Source organism: Micromonospora sp. NPDC048999 (assembly GCF_040649295.1).
Lineage (GTDB): Bacteria > Actinomycetota > Actinomycetes > Mycobacteriales > Micromonosporaceae > Micromonospora.
Genome location: NZ_JBEZFI010000034.1, coordinates 1 through 17,918, shown reverse-complemented (window position 1 = coordinate 17,918; position 17,918 = coordinate 1). Strand labels below are relative to the sequence as shown.

Sequence of the window (17,918 nt, the reverse complement as noted above, 5' to 3'; positions counted from 1 at the left end):
CGATTGGACCCGCGGCCGCGCCGGGTGTTGGCGCTCGGCGCGACGCTACTGCTGGGCGCGGGTCCGGCGGCGCTCGCGCCCGGCGGCACACCATCGCCCACGCCCACCCCCAGCGCCAGTGGCGCCGCGCCCGGGGCGGCGGACCGGGGCGCTCAGCTCTACCTGGCCAACTGCGCCAGCTGCCACGGGCGGCAGGGCGAGGGGTCGCAGCGCGGGCCATCTCTGATCGGAGTCGGAGCCGCCTCGGTCGACTTCCAGCTCTCCACCGGCCGGATGCCCGCGGTGCAGACCGAGCCGCAGCCGCCGCGCCGGTCTCGGCCGGTGTTCTCGCCCGAGGAGATCGCCGCGCTGGTCGACCAGGTGACCAGTTTCGGTGGCGGCGGACCGCAGATCCCCCACCCGGCGGGAGGAGACCTGAACCGCGGCCGGGACCTGTTCGCGGCCAACTGCGCACCCTGCCACAGCGCCACCGGTGCCGGCGCGGTGCTGACCAACGGGTGGACCGCCCCACCGCTGTACGACGCGACACCCGTCCAGGTCGCCGAGGCGATCCGGGTCGGCCCCGGGCTGATGCCGGTCTTCCCGAGCCAGGTGCTCACCGATGCGCAGGTGAACGACCTGACCACCTACGTGGGGCGGCTGCGCAGCGAGCGGCTTGACCGGGGCGGCTACCCGCTCGGGCGGCTCGGTCCGCTCGCCGAAGGACTGGTGGCCTGGCTGGTGACGCTGGTGCTGCTGGTCGGCGCCATCCGGTGGCTGGGGCGGAGGGCGGGGCAGTGAGCGCCCGGCGTCCCCCGGCGGCCGAACGCGCGGCCGGCCGCCGCATCGTCACCGCTTTCCTGGCCAGCGCGGCCGGAGCGGTCGGCTTCGCGGTGGTGTACGCCCTGAATGCCGGCCCCCAGTGGGAGGGGGTCAGCCTGGCGGTGGCCTTCGCCGGCCTGGCCGTCGGGCTCGCCCAGTGGGGGCGGCACCTCGTGCCGGTCGGCGGGTACGTCGAGGAGCACGAGGGCTTCACCCCGCCGCCGGACGAGCAGGCGATGACCGCCGCCGTGCTCACCGCGCCGGACAGCCCGATCCGACGGCGCGGCCTGCTGGCGGCACTCGGACTGGCCGTGACCGCGATCGGCATCGCGGTGCTGTTCCCGCTGCGCTCGCTGCTGCCGTGGAACCGTCTGCGCCCGGCCGTAGCGTTCTCCCGCACCCCGTGGGGCGCGGGGGTCAGGCTGGTCGACCAGCAGGGCCGCCCGCTGCGGCCCGAGGACGTGCCGGCGGGCACGCTGGTCGGGGTCTTCCCGGAGGGCTCTGTCGACTCCGGCGACGCGCCCGCCTTCGCGGTCCGGCTGGAGCCGCAACGCTTCACCCGGCCGCCCTCCGGCGGTCACGTCGGCGGCCTGGTGGTCTGGTCGATGCTCTGCACCCACGCCGGCTGCCCGGTCCGGCTTTATCTCAAGGGCACCGGGCGGGTGCTCTGCCCCTGCCATCAGTCCTCGTTCGACCTGCTCGCCGACGCGCACCCGATCGCCGGCCCGGCCGCGCGACCGTTGCCCGGCCTGCCGATCGAGGTCGGCCCGGACGGCTTCCTGCGCGCCACCGGCGGCTTCACCGGCCCGCCCGGCGCTGGCTTCTGGAGGCGGCAGTGATCATTGACCGGTTGGCCCGGGCGTTGGACGACCGGCTGCGACTCTCCCCGATCACGCGGCGTGCGCTGGCGAAGGTCTTCCCCGACCACTGGACGTTCATGTTGGGCGAGATCGCGCTCTACTCGTTCGTGGCGCTTATCGCCACCGGGGTCTACCTCACCTTCTTCTTCGATGCCAGCTCCGCCGACCGGGTCTACCGGGGCGACTACGCCCCGCTGGACGGCGCCACCACCTCCGCCGCGTACGTCTCGACGGTCCAACTGAGCTGGGACGTGCGGGCCGGGTTGCTGATCCGGCAGACCCACCACTGGGCGGCGCTGGTCTTCGTGGCGGCGATCCTGCTGCACCTGACGAGGATCTTCTTCACCGGGGCGTTCCGGAAACCGCGCGAACTGAACTGGCTGATTGGCGTCACCATGTTCCTGCTCGCCCTGGCCAACGGGTTCACCGGCTACTCCATGCCGGACGACCTGCTCTCCGGCCTGGGCCTGCGGATCCTCGTCTCGGTCGTGGAGTCGATTCCCCTGGTCGGGACGTGGCTGGCGGCGCTGGCCCTCGGCGGCGAGTTCCCCTCCGCCGACCTGATCCCGCGGCTGTTCATCACCCACGTGCTGCTGGTCCCCGCGCTGCTGGTCGCCCTCGTGTCGCTGCACCTGGGCATCCTGGTCCGGCAGAAGCACAGCCAGTTCCCGGCCCCCGGGCGGACCGAGCACAACGTGGTGGGATCCCGGTTGTGGCCGAGCTACACGCTGCGCTCGCTCGCTCTGTTCGCCTGGGTGCTGGCGGTGCTGTTCGCGCTCGGTGGCCTGGTGCAGATCAACCCGGTCTGGCTCTACGGACCGTTCGAGCCGTCCCAGTCCAGCTCGCCGGCCCAACCGGATTGGTACATCGTCTGGGGCGACGGGGCGCTGCGCCTCTTTCCGCCGTGGGAGTTCCGGATCGCCGGGTACCTCGTGCCGGCACCGTTCTGGCCGGGCGTGGTGCTCGGCGGAGTCACCTTCCTCGCCCTCTACGCCTGGCCGTTCTTCGAACGCTGGCGCACCGGCGAGCATCGGCCGCATCAGCTGCTCGACCGGCCCCGTGAACACCCGATCCGGCTGGCCGTGGGCGTCGGCGCGTTGACGTTCTTCGCGGTGCTCGTGTTCGCCGGCGGGGACGACATTCTCGCCCGGTTGCTGGGGGTGCCCGTCTACGACCTGCTCGGGCTGTTCCGGGTGCTGGCGCTCGTGCTGCCGTTCCTGGCCGGGCTGGTCGCCTACCTGTTCGCGCGGGCGCTGCGGCGCGGCGACGCGGCCAGTCTCGGCGAGCTGACCCGGGCGGACCTGCGGCGGGCCGCCGGCCCCGCCCCGGTCCAGCGCGGGGACGAGGGCGGACTCGAGACACCCGCCCCGGACCGGCCGGGGGAGCGGATCGAGTTGTGGCCGGAGGGCGGGCTGTGGCGGTGGCGCTACCGCGACGAGGCCGGGCACGTCGTGCTCACCGGCAACCGCGCGGTGTGCTCGGAAGAGGAGGCGGTGGAGGCGTCCCGGCTCGCGTACCCCGGGGTCGACCGGGTGGTGGTGCCTGGCCCGCCGCCGCCCCCGCCACCCGGCCGGGTCCGGACCGCCCTGCGGCGCTGGGGCCGCGCCGCCGCTGCCGGATCGCTGCTGGTCGGCCTCCTCCTCGACCGCCGGCGGCGCGGCGGCGATCGCGGGCCGCAGCCGCCGGAACCGGCGGAATCCGACTCGCCGCCGGCGGACGAGCCGGCCACGCCGGGCGGACGGACGTGACCGCGTTGATCGGGCACCCGCCCGAGCGAGATCGGAGGTTTGCCGGCAACGGACGCGGGTAGCTGGCGGGACATCGGGACGTCCGACGCCCGGCTCTGCCCGCCACCCCGGTGCCCGCCGCCGGCGGGCAGCGGGACAGCCCAGATCAGGAGGCACAAGGTGGAGGAGATCGTAGGCGACATCTTGGCCCGACGACTGGTGGAGTGGGGGGTCGACACCGTCTTCGGCCTGCCCGGCGATGGCATCAACGGCCTGATGGAGGGCTTTCGCCGGCAGCGGGAGAAGCTGCGGTTCGTCCTGGTGCACCACGAGGAGGCGGCGGCCTTCATGGCTACCGGCTACGCCAAGGCCACCGGCCGGATCGGCGTCTGTGCCGCCACCTCCGGGCCGGGCGCCATCCACCTGCTCAACGGGCTGTACGACGCCAAGCTCGACCACATGCCGGTGCTGGCCATCACCGGCATGCAGGAGACCTCGGTGCTCGGCGCCCACTACCAGCAGGAGGTGCACACCGAGCTGCTCTACCAGGACGTGGCGGCCTACAACCTGATGGTTACCAACCCGCAGCAGGTGCCCGGGGTGGTGGACATCGCCATCCGCCACGCCCTGGCCATGCGGACGGTGGCCCACCTGACCTTCCCGAACGACGTGCAGGTCGCCGTGGCCGGCGAGGACCCGTACCGGAGCGTCAGCCCGGGGAAACCGCCGATGAGCAGTCCCCTGGCGTCGCAGCCGGCGGTGCCGGCGGCCCAGGCCGACCTGGCCCGGGCGGCGGAGGTGCTCAACGCCGGCAGGAAGGTGGCCATGCTGGTCGGCATCGGCGCCCGGCACGCCCGCGACGAGATCATCGCCGTTGCGGAGGCGCTGGGAAGCCCGATCGTCAAGACACTGTCCGGCAAGATGGTGGTGCCCGACGATCACCCCCTCACCACCGGCGGCCTCGGCCTGCTCGGCACCAGGCCGAGCGAGGAGCTGATGGAGGAGTGCGACACCCTGCTGATGGTCGGCACCTCCTTCCCCTACGCGAAGTACCTGCCGAAGCCGGGGCAGGCCCGCGTGGTGCAGATCGACATCGACGCCAGCCTGATCGGCATGCGGCTGCCGGTGGACGCACCGGTCACCGCCGACGCCCGGCTGGCGTTGCAGCAGTTGCTGCCGATGCTCCAGCGCCGCTCCGACCGGTCCTTCCTGACGAAGTACCAGCGGGAGCGGGACGCGTGGCGCTCGGACATGGTCGCCCTGCAGGACCCGTCCCGCGACCCGATCGCCCCGCAGTACCTGATCAGCTGCGTCGACGAGGCGGCCACCTCCGACGCGATCCTGACGTGCGACTCCGGCACCATCGCCACCTGGGCCGCCCGGCACTGGACCATCCGCGGCAACCGGGAGTTCTACCTGTCGGGCAACCTGGCCACGATGGCGCCGGGCCTGCCGTACGCGGTCGCCATGCAGCACGCGTACCCGGGCCGGCAGGTGATCGCCTTCGTCGGCGACGGCGGGTTCGCCATGCTGATGGCCGAGTTCCTCACCGCCGTCCGGCACGAGCTGCCGATCAAGGTGATCATCAACAACAACAACGCGTACGGGCAGATCCTCTGGGAGCAGATCATCCTCGGCTACCCCGAGTACGCGGTGCGGCACCAGCAGCCGGAGGCGGACTTCGGCGCCTGGGCCCGGGCCTGCGGCGGCTACGGCGCGAAGGTCACCGACCCGAAGGCGTTGCCCGGGGTGATCCGGGAGGCCCTCGCCCATCCGGGTCCGGCGCTGGTCGACTGCGACGTCAACCCGAACGAGCCGCCGATGCCCGGGAAGGTCCAGTACGACCAGGCGAAGCACTTCACCGAGGCGTTCCTGCGCGGCCAGCCGCACAAGGTGGCCACCGTGGCCACCGTCGCCCGCGACAAGATCAACGAGCTGCGGTCATGACCCGGGTCGCCGCTCGTCCGATCGCGCTGCCCGACCCCGTGGTCCGGGCACCCGCGCCCGTCACCGACGTGGACCTCGATGCTCTGGCGGCGGCGCTGCGCCCGGTGGTCGAAGGCGAGGTCCGGTTCGACGCCGGCTCGCGCGGCGCCTACTCCACGGACGGCTCCAACTACCGGCAGGTGCCGCTCGGCGTGGTCGTGCCGCGTACCGTCGAGGCCGCCGTCGCCGCGCTCGGCGTGTGCCGCCGGATGGGCGTCCCCGTGCTCTCCCGCGGCGGCGGCACGAGCCTGGCCGGCGAGTGCACCAACACCGCCGTCGTGATCGACTGGTCGAAGTACTGCAACCGGCTGATCGAGGTGGACGCCGAGGCGAGGACCTGCCTGGTGGAGCCGGGCATCGTGCTGGACACGCTCAACGAGTTGCTGGCCCCGTACCGGCTGGAATTCAGCCCCAAGCCGTCGACCCACACCCACTGCACCATCGGCGGGATGATCGGCAACAACTCCTGCGGGTCGACGGCGCAGCGCGCCGGCAAGACTGTCGACAACCTCGTCGAGATGGAGGTGCTGCTCTACGACGGCACCCGGATGTGGGTCGGCCAGACCAGCGACGACGAGTACGCCGCCATCCAGCGCCGGGGCGGCCGCCAGGCCGAGATCTACCGCCAGTTGCGGGCCCTGCGCGACGAGTACGCCAGCGACATCCGTACCCGCTACCCGGACATTCCGCGCCGGGTCTCCGGCTACGGTCTCGACAGCCTGCTGCCGGAGAAGGGCTTCCACGTGGCGCAGGCCCTGGCCGGCTCCGAAAACACGTTGGTCACCGTGCTGCGGGCCCGGCTGAAGCTGGTCCCGGTGGTGCCGGCCAAGGCGATGGTCTTCCTCGGCTACCCGGACATCGCCACCGCCGCCGACGACGTGCCACGGATCCTGCCGTACGACCCGATCGCCCTCGAGGGCCTCGACGACAAGCTGATCAGCTTCGAGAAGCGTAAGCACCTGCACGCCGCCGCCGTGCACCTGCTGCCGCAGGGCGGCGGCTGGCTGATGGTCCAGATGGGCGGCCACACGCCGGAGGAGGCGGAGGCGGCCCTCGCCCGGATGCTCGCCGCGTTGCGGCGCGAGGACGGGCCGACCGTGCACCGCTTCGACGACGAGGCCCACGAGGAACAGATGTGGGGGGTCCGCGAGGCCGGCCTCGGCGCCACCGCCCGGGTGCCCGGCGAGGCCGACACCTGGGAGGGCTGGGAGGACTCGGCCGTGCCGCCGGAGCGGCTCGGCGACTACCTGCGCGATCTCGCCGCGCTCTACCGGGAGTGCGGCTACGAGCAGGCGTCCCTGTACGGGCACTTCGGGCAGGGGTGCGTGCACACCCGGATCCCGTTCAAGCTGACCACCGCCGAGGGCGTACGCCAGTTCCGATCGTTCATCGAGCGCGCCGCCGACCTGGTGGTGTCGTACGGCGGCTCCTTCTCGGGCGAACACGGCGACGGGCAGGCCCGGGGCGAACTGCTGCCGAAAATGTTCGGCGACCGGCTGATCCGCGCCTTCGGGCAGGTCAAAGCCATCTTCGACCCGGACAACCTGATGAACCCGGGCAAGGCGGTCGCCCCCTACCCGCTGGACAGTCACCTCCGCCTCGGCGTCGACTACAACCACGGCGGCTGGGAGACCCACTTCCGCTACCCCGACGACGGGAGCTTCGACCGCGCCGTGCTGCGCTGCGTCGGCGTCGGCGATTGTCGGCGGCCGCACGGCGGGGTGATGTGCCCGTCGTACATGGTCACCCGGGAGGAGGAGCACTCGACGCGGGGCCGGGCCCGGCTGCTGTTCGAGATGCTCGACGGCACCGCCCGGGGCGGGGCCATCGGCGACGGCTGGCGCTCCGACGCCGTCCGGGACGCCCTCGACCTCTGCCTGGCCTGCAAGGGTTGCAAGGCGGACTGCCCGGTCAACGTGGACATGGCCACCTACAAGGCGGAGTTCCTGTCGCACCACTACGCGGGCCGGCTGCGCCCCCGGTCGCACTATTCGATGGGCTGGCTGCCGGTGGTCGCCGCGCTTGGCGGGGCCGCGCCCCGGGCAGCGAACGCGCTGGCGCAGGCTCCCGGTCTGGGCCGGCTCGCCAAGGCGGCCGGCGGGATCGACCAGCGCCGCGATATCCCGCTCTTCGCCCCGGAGTCGTTCCAACGCTGGTTCGCCCGCCGGGCACCCCACGGGGACGGCTCCCGCGGCGAGGTGCTGCTCTGGCCGGACACCTTCACCAACCAATTCCAGCCGGGCATCGGGCAGGCCGCAGTCGAGGTGCTGGAGGCCGCCGGCTGGCGAGTACGCGTGCCGGACCGGCCGGTCTGCTGCGGCCTGACCTGGATCTCCACCGGCCAGCTCGGCATCGCCAAACGGGTACTCCAGCGGACCGTGGACGTGCTGCGCCCGCACCTGCGCGCTGGCACCCGGGTGGTCGGCCTGGAGCCGAGCTGCGCCGCCGTGTTCCGCAGCGACGCCCACGAGCTGTTCCCCGCCGACCAGGACGTCGCCAAGCTGCGCCAGCAGACCGTCACCCTGGCCGAGCTGCTGCACGACCACAGCCCGGGTTGGCGACCGCCCCGGCTGCCGGCGCACGCGCTGATCCAGACCCACTGCCACCAGCACGCGATCCTGGGCACCGCCGCCGACCAGGCGGTGCTCACCGAGGCCGGGGTACGCGCCGACTTCCTCGACTCCGGCTGCTGCGGCCTGGCCGGCAACTTCGGCTTCGAGCAGGGGCACTACGAGGTCTCCGAGGCGTGCGCCGAACGGGTGCTGCTGCCCGCCGTACGCGACGCCGCCGACACCGACGTCATCCTCGCCGACGGCTTCAGCTGCCGTACCCAGGTCCAGCAGAGCGCGGCGGCCGGCCGCCGCGCGATCCACCTGGCCGAGCTGCTCCGCGCCGGCCTGCACGGCGGGTCGGTCCCGCCGCGGCCCGAGCACAGCTGGGCCACCCGGCCCGCGCCCCCGCCGAGGGCCGCCCGGTGGGCCGCCCTCGGGCTGGTCGGCCTGGCCGCATTGGCCCCGGTGGCCGCGCTCGCCGCCTGGGCGGCCCGGCGGGGACGGTGACCGGGTGCGGCTGAGCGCGGCGGCGTACCGGGTGCCCACCGACGCCCCGGAGGGCGACGGCACCCTCGCCTGGTCCGGTACCACCCTGGCACTGGTCCGGGCGGAGGCCGACGGACACACCGGCCTCGGCTGGACCTACGGCCCGGCGGCCGTGGTGCCGGTGGTGACCGAGCTGCTCGCCCCGGTGGTGGCCGACCTGGACCCCGACGACGTGCCGGCCGTCTGGGCGGCCATGCAGCATCAGCTGCGCAACGCCGGGCGGCCCGGGGTGGCCGGGCTGGCGCTGTCCGCCGCCGACTGCGCGGTCTGGGACCTCAAGGCCCGCCGGCACGGCCTGCCGCTGGCCCGGCTGCTCGGCACCGCCCGCCGCACGGTGCCGGTCTACGGCAGCGGCGGCTTCACCACCTACGACGACGAGCGGCAGCGCCGCCAGCTCGCCGGCTGGGTGCACGACCAGGGCATCCCCCGGGTGAAGATCAAGATAGCGGAGTCCTGGGGCACCGACGTGCCGCGCGACCTGGCCCGGATGACCGCCGCCCGGCGGGTCATCGGCGACGAGACCGAGCTGTACGTCGACGCGAACGGCGGCTACCAGCGCAAGCAGGCGGTCCGGGTGATGCGGGCCGCCGCCGACCTGGACGTGCGCTGGTACGAGGAGCCGGTCAGCTCCGACGACCTGGCCGGCCTCGGGCTGGTCCGCGACCAGGTCCGGCCGGACGTGGCAGCCGGGGAGTACGGCTTCGACCTGGTCTACTTCCACCGCATGGCCCCGTACGTCGACTGCCTCCAGATCGACGTCACCCGCTGCGGCGGCATCACCGAGTTCCTGCGGGCGGCGGCGGTGGCCGCCGCGGCCGGCCTGCAGGTGTCGGCGCACTGCGCGCCGCACCAGCACCTGGCGGTCACCGCCGCCGTGCCGAACCTGCGCCACCTCGAGTGGTTCCACGACCACGTACGGATCGAGTCGATGCTCTTCGACGGGGCGGTGTCGGCCACCGGAGGCGTCGCCGAGGTACCCCTGGACCGGCCCGGCAACGGGCTCGAACTGCGGGCCGCCGAGGCGGAGCAGCACCGGGTGGCGTGAGCCGAGGGAAGGAGCGGCGATGGACCCGAGGGCCCCGGCGCCGGTGTGGCAGACCAGCGGCTTCGCCCGGCTGGCCTGGGGTGCGACCCTGGTCGTGGCGCCGCGCCGGGTGCTGAGCCGCTGGGGCCACCCGAGCGGGCTCGCGGTGGGGACGCTGCGCGTGCTCGGCGTGCGGCACCTGGCCCAGGCGGCGATGACCCTGCGCCGGCCGGTCCCGGCGGTACTCGTCGCCGGGGCCGCCGCGGACCTGCTGCACGCGACGAGCGCGCTGGCGCTCGCCGCCGTCGACCGCCGGCAGCGCCGGCTCGCCCTGCTCGACAGCGCGATCGCCGGCAGCTGGATCGTGCTGGACCTGTGCGCGGCCCGGCGTTCGCCGCGAGCCCGCGCGACCGGCGGCCGCCCGCGGCCCGAGTGAGGCGCGGCCGACGGACGGTCGAGGATGCGGGCCTCGTCAGTGCGGGGCCGGGCAGGCCTCGGCCTGGCCGAGGGCCACCGCGGTCTCCAGCATCAACGCGTGCACGAAGGCCTGCGGGAAGTTGCCACGCAACTGCCGCTGCTGCACGTCGTACTCCTCGGTGAAGAGCCCCGGTGAGCCGCACGCGGCCCGGTTGCGCTCGAACCACCGGGTGGCGCCCACCGCGTCGCCGGCCTGCCAGGTGGCGAGCGCCGCGGCGAACCCGCAGAGCAGGAAGGCGCCCTCCGCGTCGCCGAGCGGGCGGCTGTCCGGACGGAACCGGTACAGGTAGCCCTCGCGTCCCAGCTCGGCCAGGACCGCCCGGCGGGTCACCTCGGTACGCGGATCCCCCGCCGGCAGCGCCCCCCGGATAGCGGGGAACAGCAGCGCCGCGTCGACCCGCTCGTCGTCGTACGCCCGCTGCCACCGTCCCGACCGGTGCAGGCCGTGAGCCCCGGCGTGAGCGAGGATCGTGTCGGCGAGCGCCTCCCACCGCCCCGCCAACCCGGGCGGTGCGATCCGGGTGGCCGCCCGCAGCCCGGCCACGCAGATCAGCTTCGAATGCGTCCACTGCCGGGCCGGCAGCTCCCAGACGCCCGAATCGGGCTCCTGCCAGCGTTCCCCGATGCTCCGCGCGGCCAACTCCATCGCCCGCCAGGAGGCGTCGTCCAACCGGTCGTGCCGTCCGGCGGCCGCGAGCATCAGCAGGGTCTCGCCGAAGACGTCGAGCTGGAACTGCTCCCGCACCCAGTTGCCGACCCGGGGCGACGCCCCCGGATAGCCGGGCAGGAACTCCAGGCCGTGCTGCGGCGGCACCGGCTTGCCGTCGACGGTGTAGGCGGGGGCGAGCCGGTCGCCGTCGGCGAGCACCCGTTGGGTGAGGAAGGCGACCGCGTCGTCCAGCAGCTCATACCGACCGACAAGGGCGGCGGCCTGGCCCGCGAAGGCCTGGTCCCGCACCCAGGCGTAGCGGTAGTCGTAGTTGTGGCCGGCGAGCGCCCGCTCGGGCAGCGCCATGGTCGCCGCCGCCACCGTGCCGCCACCCGGCCGGGTCAGGCCACGTAGCACGGCGTACGCGAACACCGCGTCCCGCTGGGCGGGCCCGCCGGCGAGCGGCGGCACGGACACCCCCCAGGTGTGCTCGGTGGTCCGCCACAATTCGTCCGGCCGGGGTGGCTCGGCGTCGAGCGGCCGCGTCGCGATCTCCAGCAGCAGGTCGTGCCGCCCGCCGGCCGGGATGGTCAGCTCGCCGCAGAGCAGTCCGTCGGCGGTGGGCCGCAGCCGCTCCCCACCGCTGTGCCGCAGGTACAGGTCGCCGGTACGGGCCCGCCAGCACGCCCCGTCCCGGCGCACCTCGCGCACCGGCTCGCGGCCGAAATCGGCGCGGGGATCGAGCCGGACGTGGACGACCGCCTCCCGGTCCACCGCGTGGATCTGGCGCAGCAGCACCACCCGCCGCTCCTCGCCGGGGAACAGCAGGGCCTCGCGGGACTCGATGATCGCGTCCGTGGTCACCCAGCGGCTCACCCACACCAGCGAGCCCGGCTCGTAGTAGCCGCCCCAGACGAACCGCCGGTTCGCCGGTGTCACGAGGTAGTCGCCCCGACCGCCGAGCAGACTGCTGAACACGGGCGGATCCGCCCACCCGGGCGCGCAGAGCCAGGTCACGTTACCGTCCGGCCCGACGAGGGCGCCCCGGTGACCGTCGGCGAGCAGGGCGTACTCGCGTAGCACGGTCGGCTCGTGGGCGTCCCGGGTCGTCGACCCGGGCGACCGCTCGTCCCGTCCCACCGGCACCACCTCCCGCCGCGCCTACCCCGTCGCCGGCCGGCCCACACCTGCCCGGAGCCCGAACGCTTCCGGTTCGACCAGCCCGTGCCCGGGTACAGCCCCTGCACGGGACGGACGACGTCGGGGGATGAGATGAGCCGGAACCGACAGAACGCACAGGTGGCGGTGATCACCGGGGCCAGCGCCGGGGTCGGACGGGCCACCGCCCGCCTGCTCGCCCGACGCGGGATCGCCATCGCGCTGCTGGCCCGGGGACGCACCGGCCTCGACGCCGTAGCCGAGGAGGTACGGGCAGCCGGCAGTCGCGCCCTGCCCGTCGAGGTGGACATGGCCGACTACGACCAGGTGGTGGCCGCCGGCCAACGGATCGAGGCCGAACTCGGGCCGATCGACCTGTGGATCAACAACGCGTTCAGTTCGGTCTTCGCCCCGTTCCAGCAGGTTCGACCGGAGGAGTTCCGCCGGGCCACGGAGGTCACCTACCTCGGCTACGTGCACGGCACCCGGGTGGCCCTGCACCACATGGTGCCCCGGGACCGGGGGACCATCGTCCAGGTCGGGTCGGCGCTGGCGTACCGGGGCATCCCGTTGCAGGCCGTGTACTGCGGGGCCAAACACGCCATCGTCGGGTTCACCGAGGCGCTGCGCTGCGAGCTGATGCACGACAAGAGCAACGTCAAGGTGACCATGGCGCACCTGCCCGCGGTCAACACCCCGCAGTTCGACTGGCTGCTGTCCCGGCTGCCCCGGCACGCCCAACCGGTGCCGCCGATCTACGAGCCGGAGGTCGCCGCCCGGGCCATCGTCGGCGCCGCCGACCGGCCCGGACGCCGGGAGTACTGGGTGGGCGTCGCGACCGTGCTGACCATCCTCGGCAACCGGATCGTCCCCGGCCTGCTCGACCGCTACCTCGGCCGGACCGGTTACCGGTCCCAGCAGACCGACCGGCCGGCCGACCACGACCGGGCGGTCAACCTGTGGCAGCCGGCGGACGGCCCGCAGGGCCGGGACTACGGCGCGCGGGGCAGCTTCACCGGCCGGGCGCACCAGCACAGCCCTCAGGCCTGGCTGTCCCGGCACCGGCTGGTCACCGCCGCCGGCCTCACCGGTGCCGGCCTGACCACCGCGGCGGTCGGCGTCCTGGCCCGCCGCCGCCACTGACCCCCGATCACGGGCCGGTCAGGGAGCACAGCAGCGGCACGACCAGCGGCAGCCGGAGGAGTTCCGGGCAGGCGCTTCGCGCCGGCGGTGCCGGGCTGGGTGCCGTGCTCGGGGCGGGTTCCGTGGTCGGTGGGTCCGTCGCGGGTGGCGGTGTCGCGGTGGACCCGGACGGAGCGGTCGGCGCGGGCGCGGTGGGTGTCGCGGTCGGCCCGGACGGAGCGGTCGGCGCGGGCGTGGTGGCCGTGCCGGGTGTCGCCGGAACGGCGCCTCGACCGGTCACGGGCTGGGTGACCGGCTCACCCGCGGCGGCCCTGGCCACGGGCCGGATCGCGGTGGTGGCCGGCGCCGGCCGCGACCCCGGACCGTCCGGCGGGTCGGTGGGCGGGCTCGGGTCAGCGCTGCCGGTGGCCCGGTCGGTGTTCGGGGGCGCGGCGCTCCCGCCCGTCGACGCCTGCGCCCGGTACGGCAGGTCGGCCGGAGCTGCCGGGACCGGGCCGGTGGTCAGCGCCGCCAACAGCACCACGACGAGGACGGCGGCGGCTGCCGTCACCCGCCCGGGACGTGGCAGGGGGAGTGGAGCCTGCTCCGGCGTCACCGCCGGCGGTGGCGTCGGCCGGGCGGCGCGGTGGGCCGCCAGCAACGCGTCGAGCTGCGAGACGATGGCCGCGCGGGCCCCGGTGGCGGTGGCGAACGCGAGAGTGAGGTAGAAGCGGGTGTTCACCGCGGTGGCCGCCGGGATCCGCAACCCGGCCGGTCGGCGGCCCTGCGCGCCGTGCAGCAGGGTGATCGGAAGGTCGGGGTGGTGCCCCGGGCCCAACATGCCGGCGTACGTCCACTCGCGTCGGCCGTCTCGCCCGGCGAAGACGACGCGACGGTCGGTCACGACGGCCATGCCGGCGTCGACGACCCGTAGGCCCGCCGGCAGCGCCCGCCCCGGCTCCGCGACGGTGGCCACCGCGACGGTCAGCCCCGGCGCGGGTAACCCGGTGAGGTGCCGGGCCGCGGCCTCGACCAGCTCCGCGGCCGGGAGTATGCGGTAGACGACCTCGTCGTGGTCGAGTTCGGTCGGCAGGCCGGCCCGTGGCTGCGTGCACCCGAGGAACCCGGTGGCCTCGATTCGTAGCCGGACGAGATGGTCCTCGTGCCGGCGCCAGGCCTCGGCCTGCGCGGCGTACGCCCGCCGCCGTCGGTCGTTTTCGCGTCGGGCCCACTCGACCTGCCGTCGGGCGGGTCCTGCCGTGGGGCTCGTCGCGACGGCGGATCCTTTCGCCTGCACGTTCCGTACAACGGGCGCCGTCCGAGAAGGACACGCGGACCGGGCTGGCGCGGCGCGTCCGAGGCCGGGGCCGGCCTGGTGGTCCGCCGGCGTCCACCGCGCGCGCCGGATCAGCCGGCCTGCGCGCCGGCGCCGTCCGGCGTGGTGACCCCGGCCGGGGTTGCCGCCCGGTCCGTACCCCGGCGACCGCGTCGCGCCCACAGGCCGACGCCCAGCAGGACGACGATGCCCATCGCCTCCAGGGTGAGCAGCAGCCACTGGGGGATTCGGGCGCCGGCCTCGTCGGGCTTACCCAGCCAGCGCAGCTGGCCGGTGATGGCGAACGGCTGCCCGCCGGCCGTCGCGTGCACCGTCCAGTCGCCGACCGGGTGCGGGTGTCCCGGGTCCGCCTCGACCGCCGGTGGCCGTGCCTGCCCCATCCAGTGGATGCGGTGGTCGTGCCAGCGGGCGGTGCCCTTGGCGCCGATGGTCTTCCAGGCCGGCGCGAGCGCACCCGGATCCTGCCCCGCCGGCAGGGCGTCGGCGAACAGACTGCGGTTGAGGTACGTCGTCTGCGACAGCTGGTTCTCCTGCACCGTCGTCGCGGTGATCCGCAGGTACGGCTCCCGGCTGTAGCCGAGCACGATCACCTCGTCCGACCCGGAGTTGGTGATCTCGATCCACTCACCGCCCCGGTCGACGCCTACCCGAATACCCGCCGGTTGCGGGGTGACGGCGCCGAGATCGGCCCGGTAGTAGGCCGCGTCGGGGATCTGCTGGCCGCCACCGTGCGCCGCAGCCGGGGCCGGACCGGCCGCCACGGTGATGACAGCACCCAGCATTGCTACGGCTCTGCGTGACCATCCGCTCACGGCTGCGATTCTGGTCGGCGTCGCGTGTCCGTGGTCCGTTGATGAACGGAATGTCATCGACCGGCCCGCATCCCTGCCGACGGCGGGCCGTCGGTACGGTGGTGCCGGCTGGGCGGCAACCGGGGAGGGCTGCGATGGGAGAGGACCGGTCCGGGCCGCTGCGCGGGATCCTCGTCGCCGACTTCTCCCGGATCCTCGCCGGCCCGTACGCGACGATGCTCCTCGCCGATCTCGGCGCCGACGTCATCAAGGTGGAGGGGCCGGGCGGCGACGACACCCGCACCTGGATGCCGCCGGTCCGCGACGGGATCGCCACCTACTACCTCGGCGTGAACCGCAACAAGCGCTCGGTGGTCCTGGACCTCACCGACCCCGGCGACCTGGCGCTGGCTCACCGGCTCGCCCGGCGCGCCGACGTCCTGGTCCAGAACTTCCGGCCGGGCGCGCTGCGCCGCTTCGGCCTCGACCACGACACCGTCGCCGCCACCAACGCCGGCATCGTCTACGCCTCGATCAGCGGCTTCGGGACGGCGGCCGGCGCGGACCTGCCCGGGTACGACCTGATGGTCCAGGCGGCGGCGGGGCTGATGAGCCTGACCGGCGAACCGGACGGGCCGCCGTACAAGGCGGGGGTCGCCGTGTTCGACGTGCTGGCCGGGCTGCACGCGGCCGTCGGGATCCTCGCCGCCCTGCACCACCGGCAGCAGTCCGGCGTCGGCCAGCACGTCGAGGTCAACCTGCTCTCCTCGGCCCTGTCCGGCCTGGTAAACCACAGCAGCGCCCAGGTCGCCGCCGGCACGGTGCCGTTCCGGATGGGCAACGCCCACCCGAGCATCTTCCCGTACGAGCCGCTGCCCACCGCCGACGGCGAACTCGTCGTGATCGCCGGCAACGACGGGCAGTTCCGCACCCTGTGCCAGGTCCTCGGCCTGCCGGGGCTGGCCGACGACCCGCGCTTCCGCCGCAACCAGGACCGCACCGCCAACCGCGAGCTGCTGCGTCCGCTCCTGGTGGCGCGGCTGCGCGGGCGGTCCAGCGACGAGTGGTTCCACGACCTGCGCGCGGCGGGTGTGCCGTGCAGCCCGATCAACACGGTCGACGGCGGCGTCGCCCTGGCCGGCGAACTGGGGCTCGAACCCGTCGTCACCGTCGACGGCGTGCCCGGGGTACGCAACCCGATCGGCCTGTCCGCGACCCCGCCGCGCTACGACCTGCCGCCACCCGGGCTGGACGAACACGGCGCGGAGATCCGCGCCTGGCTGGCGGGCTGACCCTCCGTGCGCGTGCCGGCGGCGCTGCGCGTGATCCCACCGCTGTGACCCGGCCCACAGGGGCCCGTCCGGAGTAGTGGCATTACCTGGCGGGCCGTCCCGTGTGTGGCCGGATGCGGGGCCTGGGCAGCCGCCCTACCAGGCAGTTCACAGCCGGCGACCTGTCCGCCGGATCGCGGCCGACATAGCCTGGAGCGACTTGTGTTCCCCCGGTTACTCAAAGGAGTCACGTGTCGTACGCCAGCACGACTGTCTCTGAGCCGAGCGACGGGCCGGCAGGATCCCGGCGGCCGGCCCGTCGGCCGTGGCCCCGCTGGGCCCGGTGGTGCGTGGCCGTCGGCGCCACGCTGGCGACGCTCAGCGCCGTGGCGCTGGGTGGCAGCGCGTTCCTGCTGCACAGCGCGACCAGCAAGATCACCCGGCAGGACCTGCTCGGCGCCGCCGCGGCCTCACGTCAGCACCAGACGATCACGGGGGCGAAGAACATTCTGCTCGTCGGGGTGGACGCCCGCCCCAACCAGGACGCCAGCGAGCTCGTCCGGTCCGACTCGATCATCCTGTTGCACATTCCGGCGGACCACAGCCAGGCGTACCTGGTCTCGCTGCCGCGGGACTCGCTGGTCACCATCCCCGCCTACGACAACGGCGCGACGTCGTACGGCGGCGGGCAGAACAAGATCAACGCTGCCTTCGCGTTCGGTGGCCGGGGGCTCACCGGCGCGTCGGCGACGTCGCACGGTTTCGAGCTGCTGGCGCTGACCGTTCGCGACCTCACCGGAATCACTCCGGACGCCGGCGCGATCATCGACTTCCAGGGCTTCAAGAAGATCGTCCAGGTCCTCGGTCAGGTCTGCATGTACGTCGACGAGACCACGACCTCGATCCACGTGGGGCATGACGACAAGACCGGCGAGCGGGCGGCGCCGTACAAGATCAACCCCGACGGCACGGTGAACCAGCGCATCCCCGGGGTCACCCCGAACGTCTACGCCAAGGGCAACCAGTGCCTGGACCCGACGCAGGCGCTGGACTTCGTCCGGCAGCGGGACCTGCTGGCGAACAAGGACTTCGACTACGGCCGGCAGCGCCACCAGCAGCAGTTCATCAAGGCGGTGCTGCGCCAGGTGGTGACCGAGGGCCTCAACTCGCCGACCAAGCTGCCGGGGCTGCTGTCGGCGGTCGGCCAGGCCATGACCGTCGACGACGGCGGCCTCCCGCTGGAGGACTGGGCCTTCGCCATGTCGGGGATCCGCCCCGACTCGATCACCACGATCAAGACCAACAACGGCACGTTCAACAGCCGTACCGTGCCGGGCGTGGGCAGCGCCGAGATTCTCAGCCCGACCAGCCTGCAACTGCTGCAGGCGGTCCGGGACGACACCGTCGACGCGTTCGTCGCCGCCCATCCGGACTGGGTGACCGACTCCGGGCCGGCGGTGCCCGCTCACTAGACGGTGTTCGGTCAGCACCACGATCGGTGGGCCGCGACGCCGACCTCGGCGCGCCGACGTACCCACCTTGCGGTGCATCTCCGCGTATCCCTGCGGGTCCCGCCAGCGCAGGTCGGCGTCGATGGTGTCGCTGACCAGATCGTGCA

General features: G+C 74.0%; 13 protein-coding genes. 10 read left to right on the top strand and 3 right to left on the bottom strand.

The annotated features are described in order from the left end of the window. Window positions 1–3 precede the first annotated feature (3 nt). From AB0C02_RS25840 to AB0C02_RS25810, 7 genes are all read left to right on the top strand, one after another. Complete coding sequence (locus AB0C02_RS25840; protein ID WP_357551526.1) at window positions 4–780, top strand: c-type cytochrome; 777 nt, start codon at window positions 4–6, stop codon at window positions 778–780. Continuing rightward, a complete protein-coding gene (locus tag AB0C02_RS25835) occupies window positions 777–1,640 on the top strand; it encodes a Rieske 2Fe-2S domain-containing protein (protein ID WP_357551525.1) in 864 nt (287 codons plus the stop codon). Before AB0C02_RS25840 ends, AB0C02_RS25835 begins: the two co-directional genes overlap by 4 nt. Next, window positions 1,637–3,409, top strand: a complete 1,773-nt coding sequence (locus AB0C02_RS25830; RefSeq protein ID WP_357551524.1) for a cytochrome bc complex cytochrome b subunit — start codon at window positions 1,637–1,639, stop codon at window positions 3,407–3,409. The genes AB0C02_RS25835 and AB0C02_RS25830 overlap by 4 nt, the downstream gene beginning before the upstream one ends. Window positions 3,410–3,568: 159 nt before the next feature. Further along, window positions 3,569–5,335 (top strand): thiamine pyrophosphate-dependent enzyme, encoded by a 1,767-nt coding sequence (locus AB0C02_RS25825; protein ID WP_357551523.1) that lies wholly within the window; start codon window positions 3,569–3,571, stop codon window positions 5,333–5,335. Then, a complete protein-coding gene (locus tag AB0C02_RS25820; protein ID WP_357551522.1) occupies window positions 5,332–8,433 on the top strand; it encodes an FAD-binding and (Fe-S)-binding domain-containing protein in 3,102 nt (1,033 codons plus the stop codon). Before AB0C02_RS25825 ends, AB0C02_RS25820 begins: the two co-directional genes overlap by 4 nt. 4 nt (window positions 8,434–8,437) lie before the next feature. Beyond that, window positions 8,438–9,517 (top strand): enolase C-terminal domain-like protein, encoded by a 1,080-nt coding sequence (locus tag AB0C02_RS25815; RefSeq protein WP_357551521.1) that lies wholly within the window; start codon window positions 8,438–8,440, stop codon window positions 9,515–9,517. Window positions 9,518–9,536: 19 nt separating this feature from the next. Continuing rightward, entirely contained in the window at window positions 9,537–9,932 is a 396-nt protein-coding gene (locus AB0C02_RS25810) for a hypothetical protein (RefSeq protein ID WP_357551520.1), read from the top strand. A 36-nt stretch (window positions 9,933–9,968) separates the two neighbouring features. On the opposite strand, the gene AB0C02_RS25805 is transcribed toward AB0C02_RS25810, so the two are convergent. Continuing rightward, window positions 9,969–11,762, bottom strand: coding sequence for a glycoside hydrolase family 15 protein (locus tag AB0C02_RS25805; RefSeq protein ID WP_357551519.1), 1,794 nt, complete (start codon window positions 11,760–11,762; stop codon window positions 9,969–9,971). 132 nt (window positions 11,763–11,894) lie between these two features. Between AB0C02_RS25805 and AB0C02_RS25800 the strand changes: the two genes are divergently transcribed. After that, complete coding sequence (locus AB0C02_RS25800; RefSeq protein ID WP_357551518.1) at window positions 11,895–12,923, top strand: SDR family oxidoreductase; 1,029 nt, start codon at window positions 11,895–11,897, stop codon at window positions 12,921–12,923. 7 nt (window positions 12,924–12,930) lie between these two features. Here AB0C02_RS25800 and AB0C02_RS25795 read toward each other — a convergent pair whose 3' ends face one another. Together AB0C02_RS25795 and AB0C02_RS25790 are read right to left on the bottom strand one after the other, a co-directional pair. Beyond that, window positions 12,931–14,199: a hypothetical protein gene (locus tag AB0C02_RS25795; RefSeq protein ID WP_357551517.1), complete on the bottom strand. Its 1,269-nt coding sequence runs from the start codon at window positions 14,197–14,199 to the stop codon at window positions 12,931–12,933. A 110-nt stretch (window positions 14,200–14,309) separates the two neighbouring features. After that, complete coding sequence (locus tag AB0C02_RS25790; RefSeq protein ID WP_357551516.1) at window positions 14,310–15,020, bottom strand: hypothetical protein; 711 nt, start codon at window positions 15,018–15,020, stop codon at window positions 14,310–14,312. Between the two features lie 164 nt (window positions 15,021–15,184). Here AB0C02_RS25790 and AB0C02_RS25785 point away from each other — a divergent pair, with 164 nt between their 5' ends. Together AB0C02_RS25785 and AB0C02_RS25780 are read left to right on the top strand one after the other, a co-directional pair. Further along, window positions 15,185–16,321 (top strand): CoA transferase, encoded by a 1,137-nt coding sequence (locus AB0C02_RS25785; RefSeq protein WP_357551515.1) that lies wholly within the window; start codon window positions 15,185–15,187, stop codon window positions 16,319–16,321. Window positions 16,322–16,551: 230 nt separating this feature from the next. Further along, complete coding sequence (locus tag AB0C02_RS25780) at window positions 16,552–17,772, top strand: LCP family protein (protein ID WP_357551514.1); 1,221 nt, start codon at window positions 16,552–16,554, stop codon at window positions 17,770–17,772. The last annotated feature ends 146 nt before the right edge of the window (window positions 17,773–17,918 follow it).

Excerpts from the sequence above, each read along its gene's own strand:
- AB0C02_RS25785 (WP_357551515.1), top strand. The coding sequence starts at position 15,185 with ATGGGAGAGGACCGGTCCGGGCCGCTGCGCGGGATCCTCGTCGCCGAC.
- AB0C02_RS25800 (WP_357551518.1), top strand. The coding sequence starts at position 11,895 with ATGAGCCGGAACCGACAGAACGCACAGGTGGCGGTGATCACCGGGGCC.
- AB0C02_RS25810 (WP_357551520.1), top strand. The coding sequence starts at position 9,537 with ATGGACCCGAGGGCCCCGGCGCCGGTGTGGCAGACCAGCGGCTTCGCC.
- AB0C02_RS25820 (WP_357551522.1), top strand. The coding sequence starts at position 5,332 with ATGACCCGGGTCGCCGCTCGTCCGATCGCGCTGCCCGACCCCGTGGTC.
- AB0C02_RS25790 (WP_357551516.1), bottom strand. The coding sequence starts at position 15,020 with ATGCTGGGTGCTGTCATCACCGTGGCGGCCGGTCCGGCCCCGGCTGCG.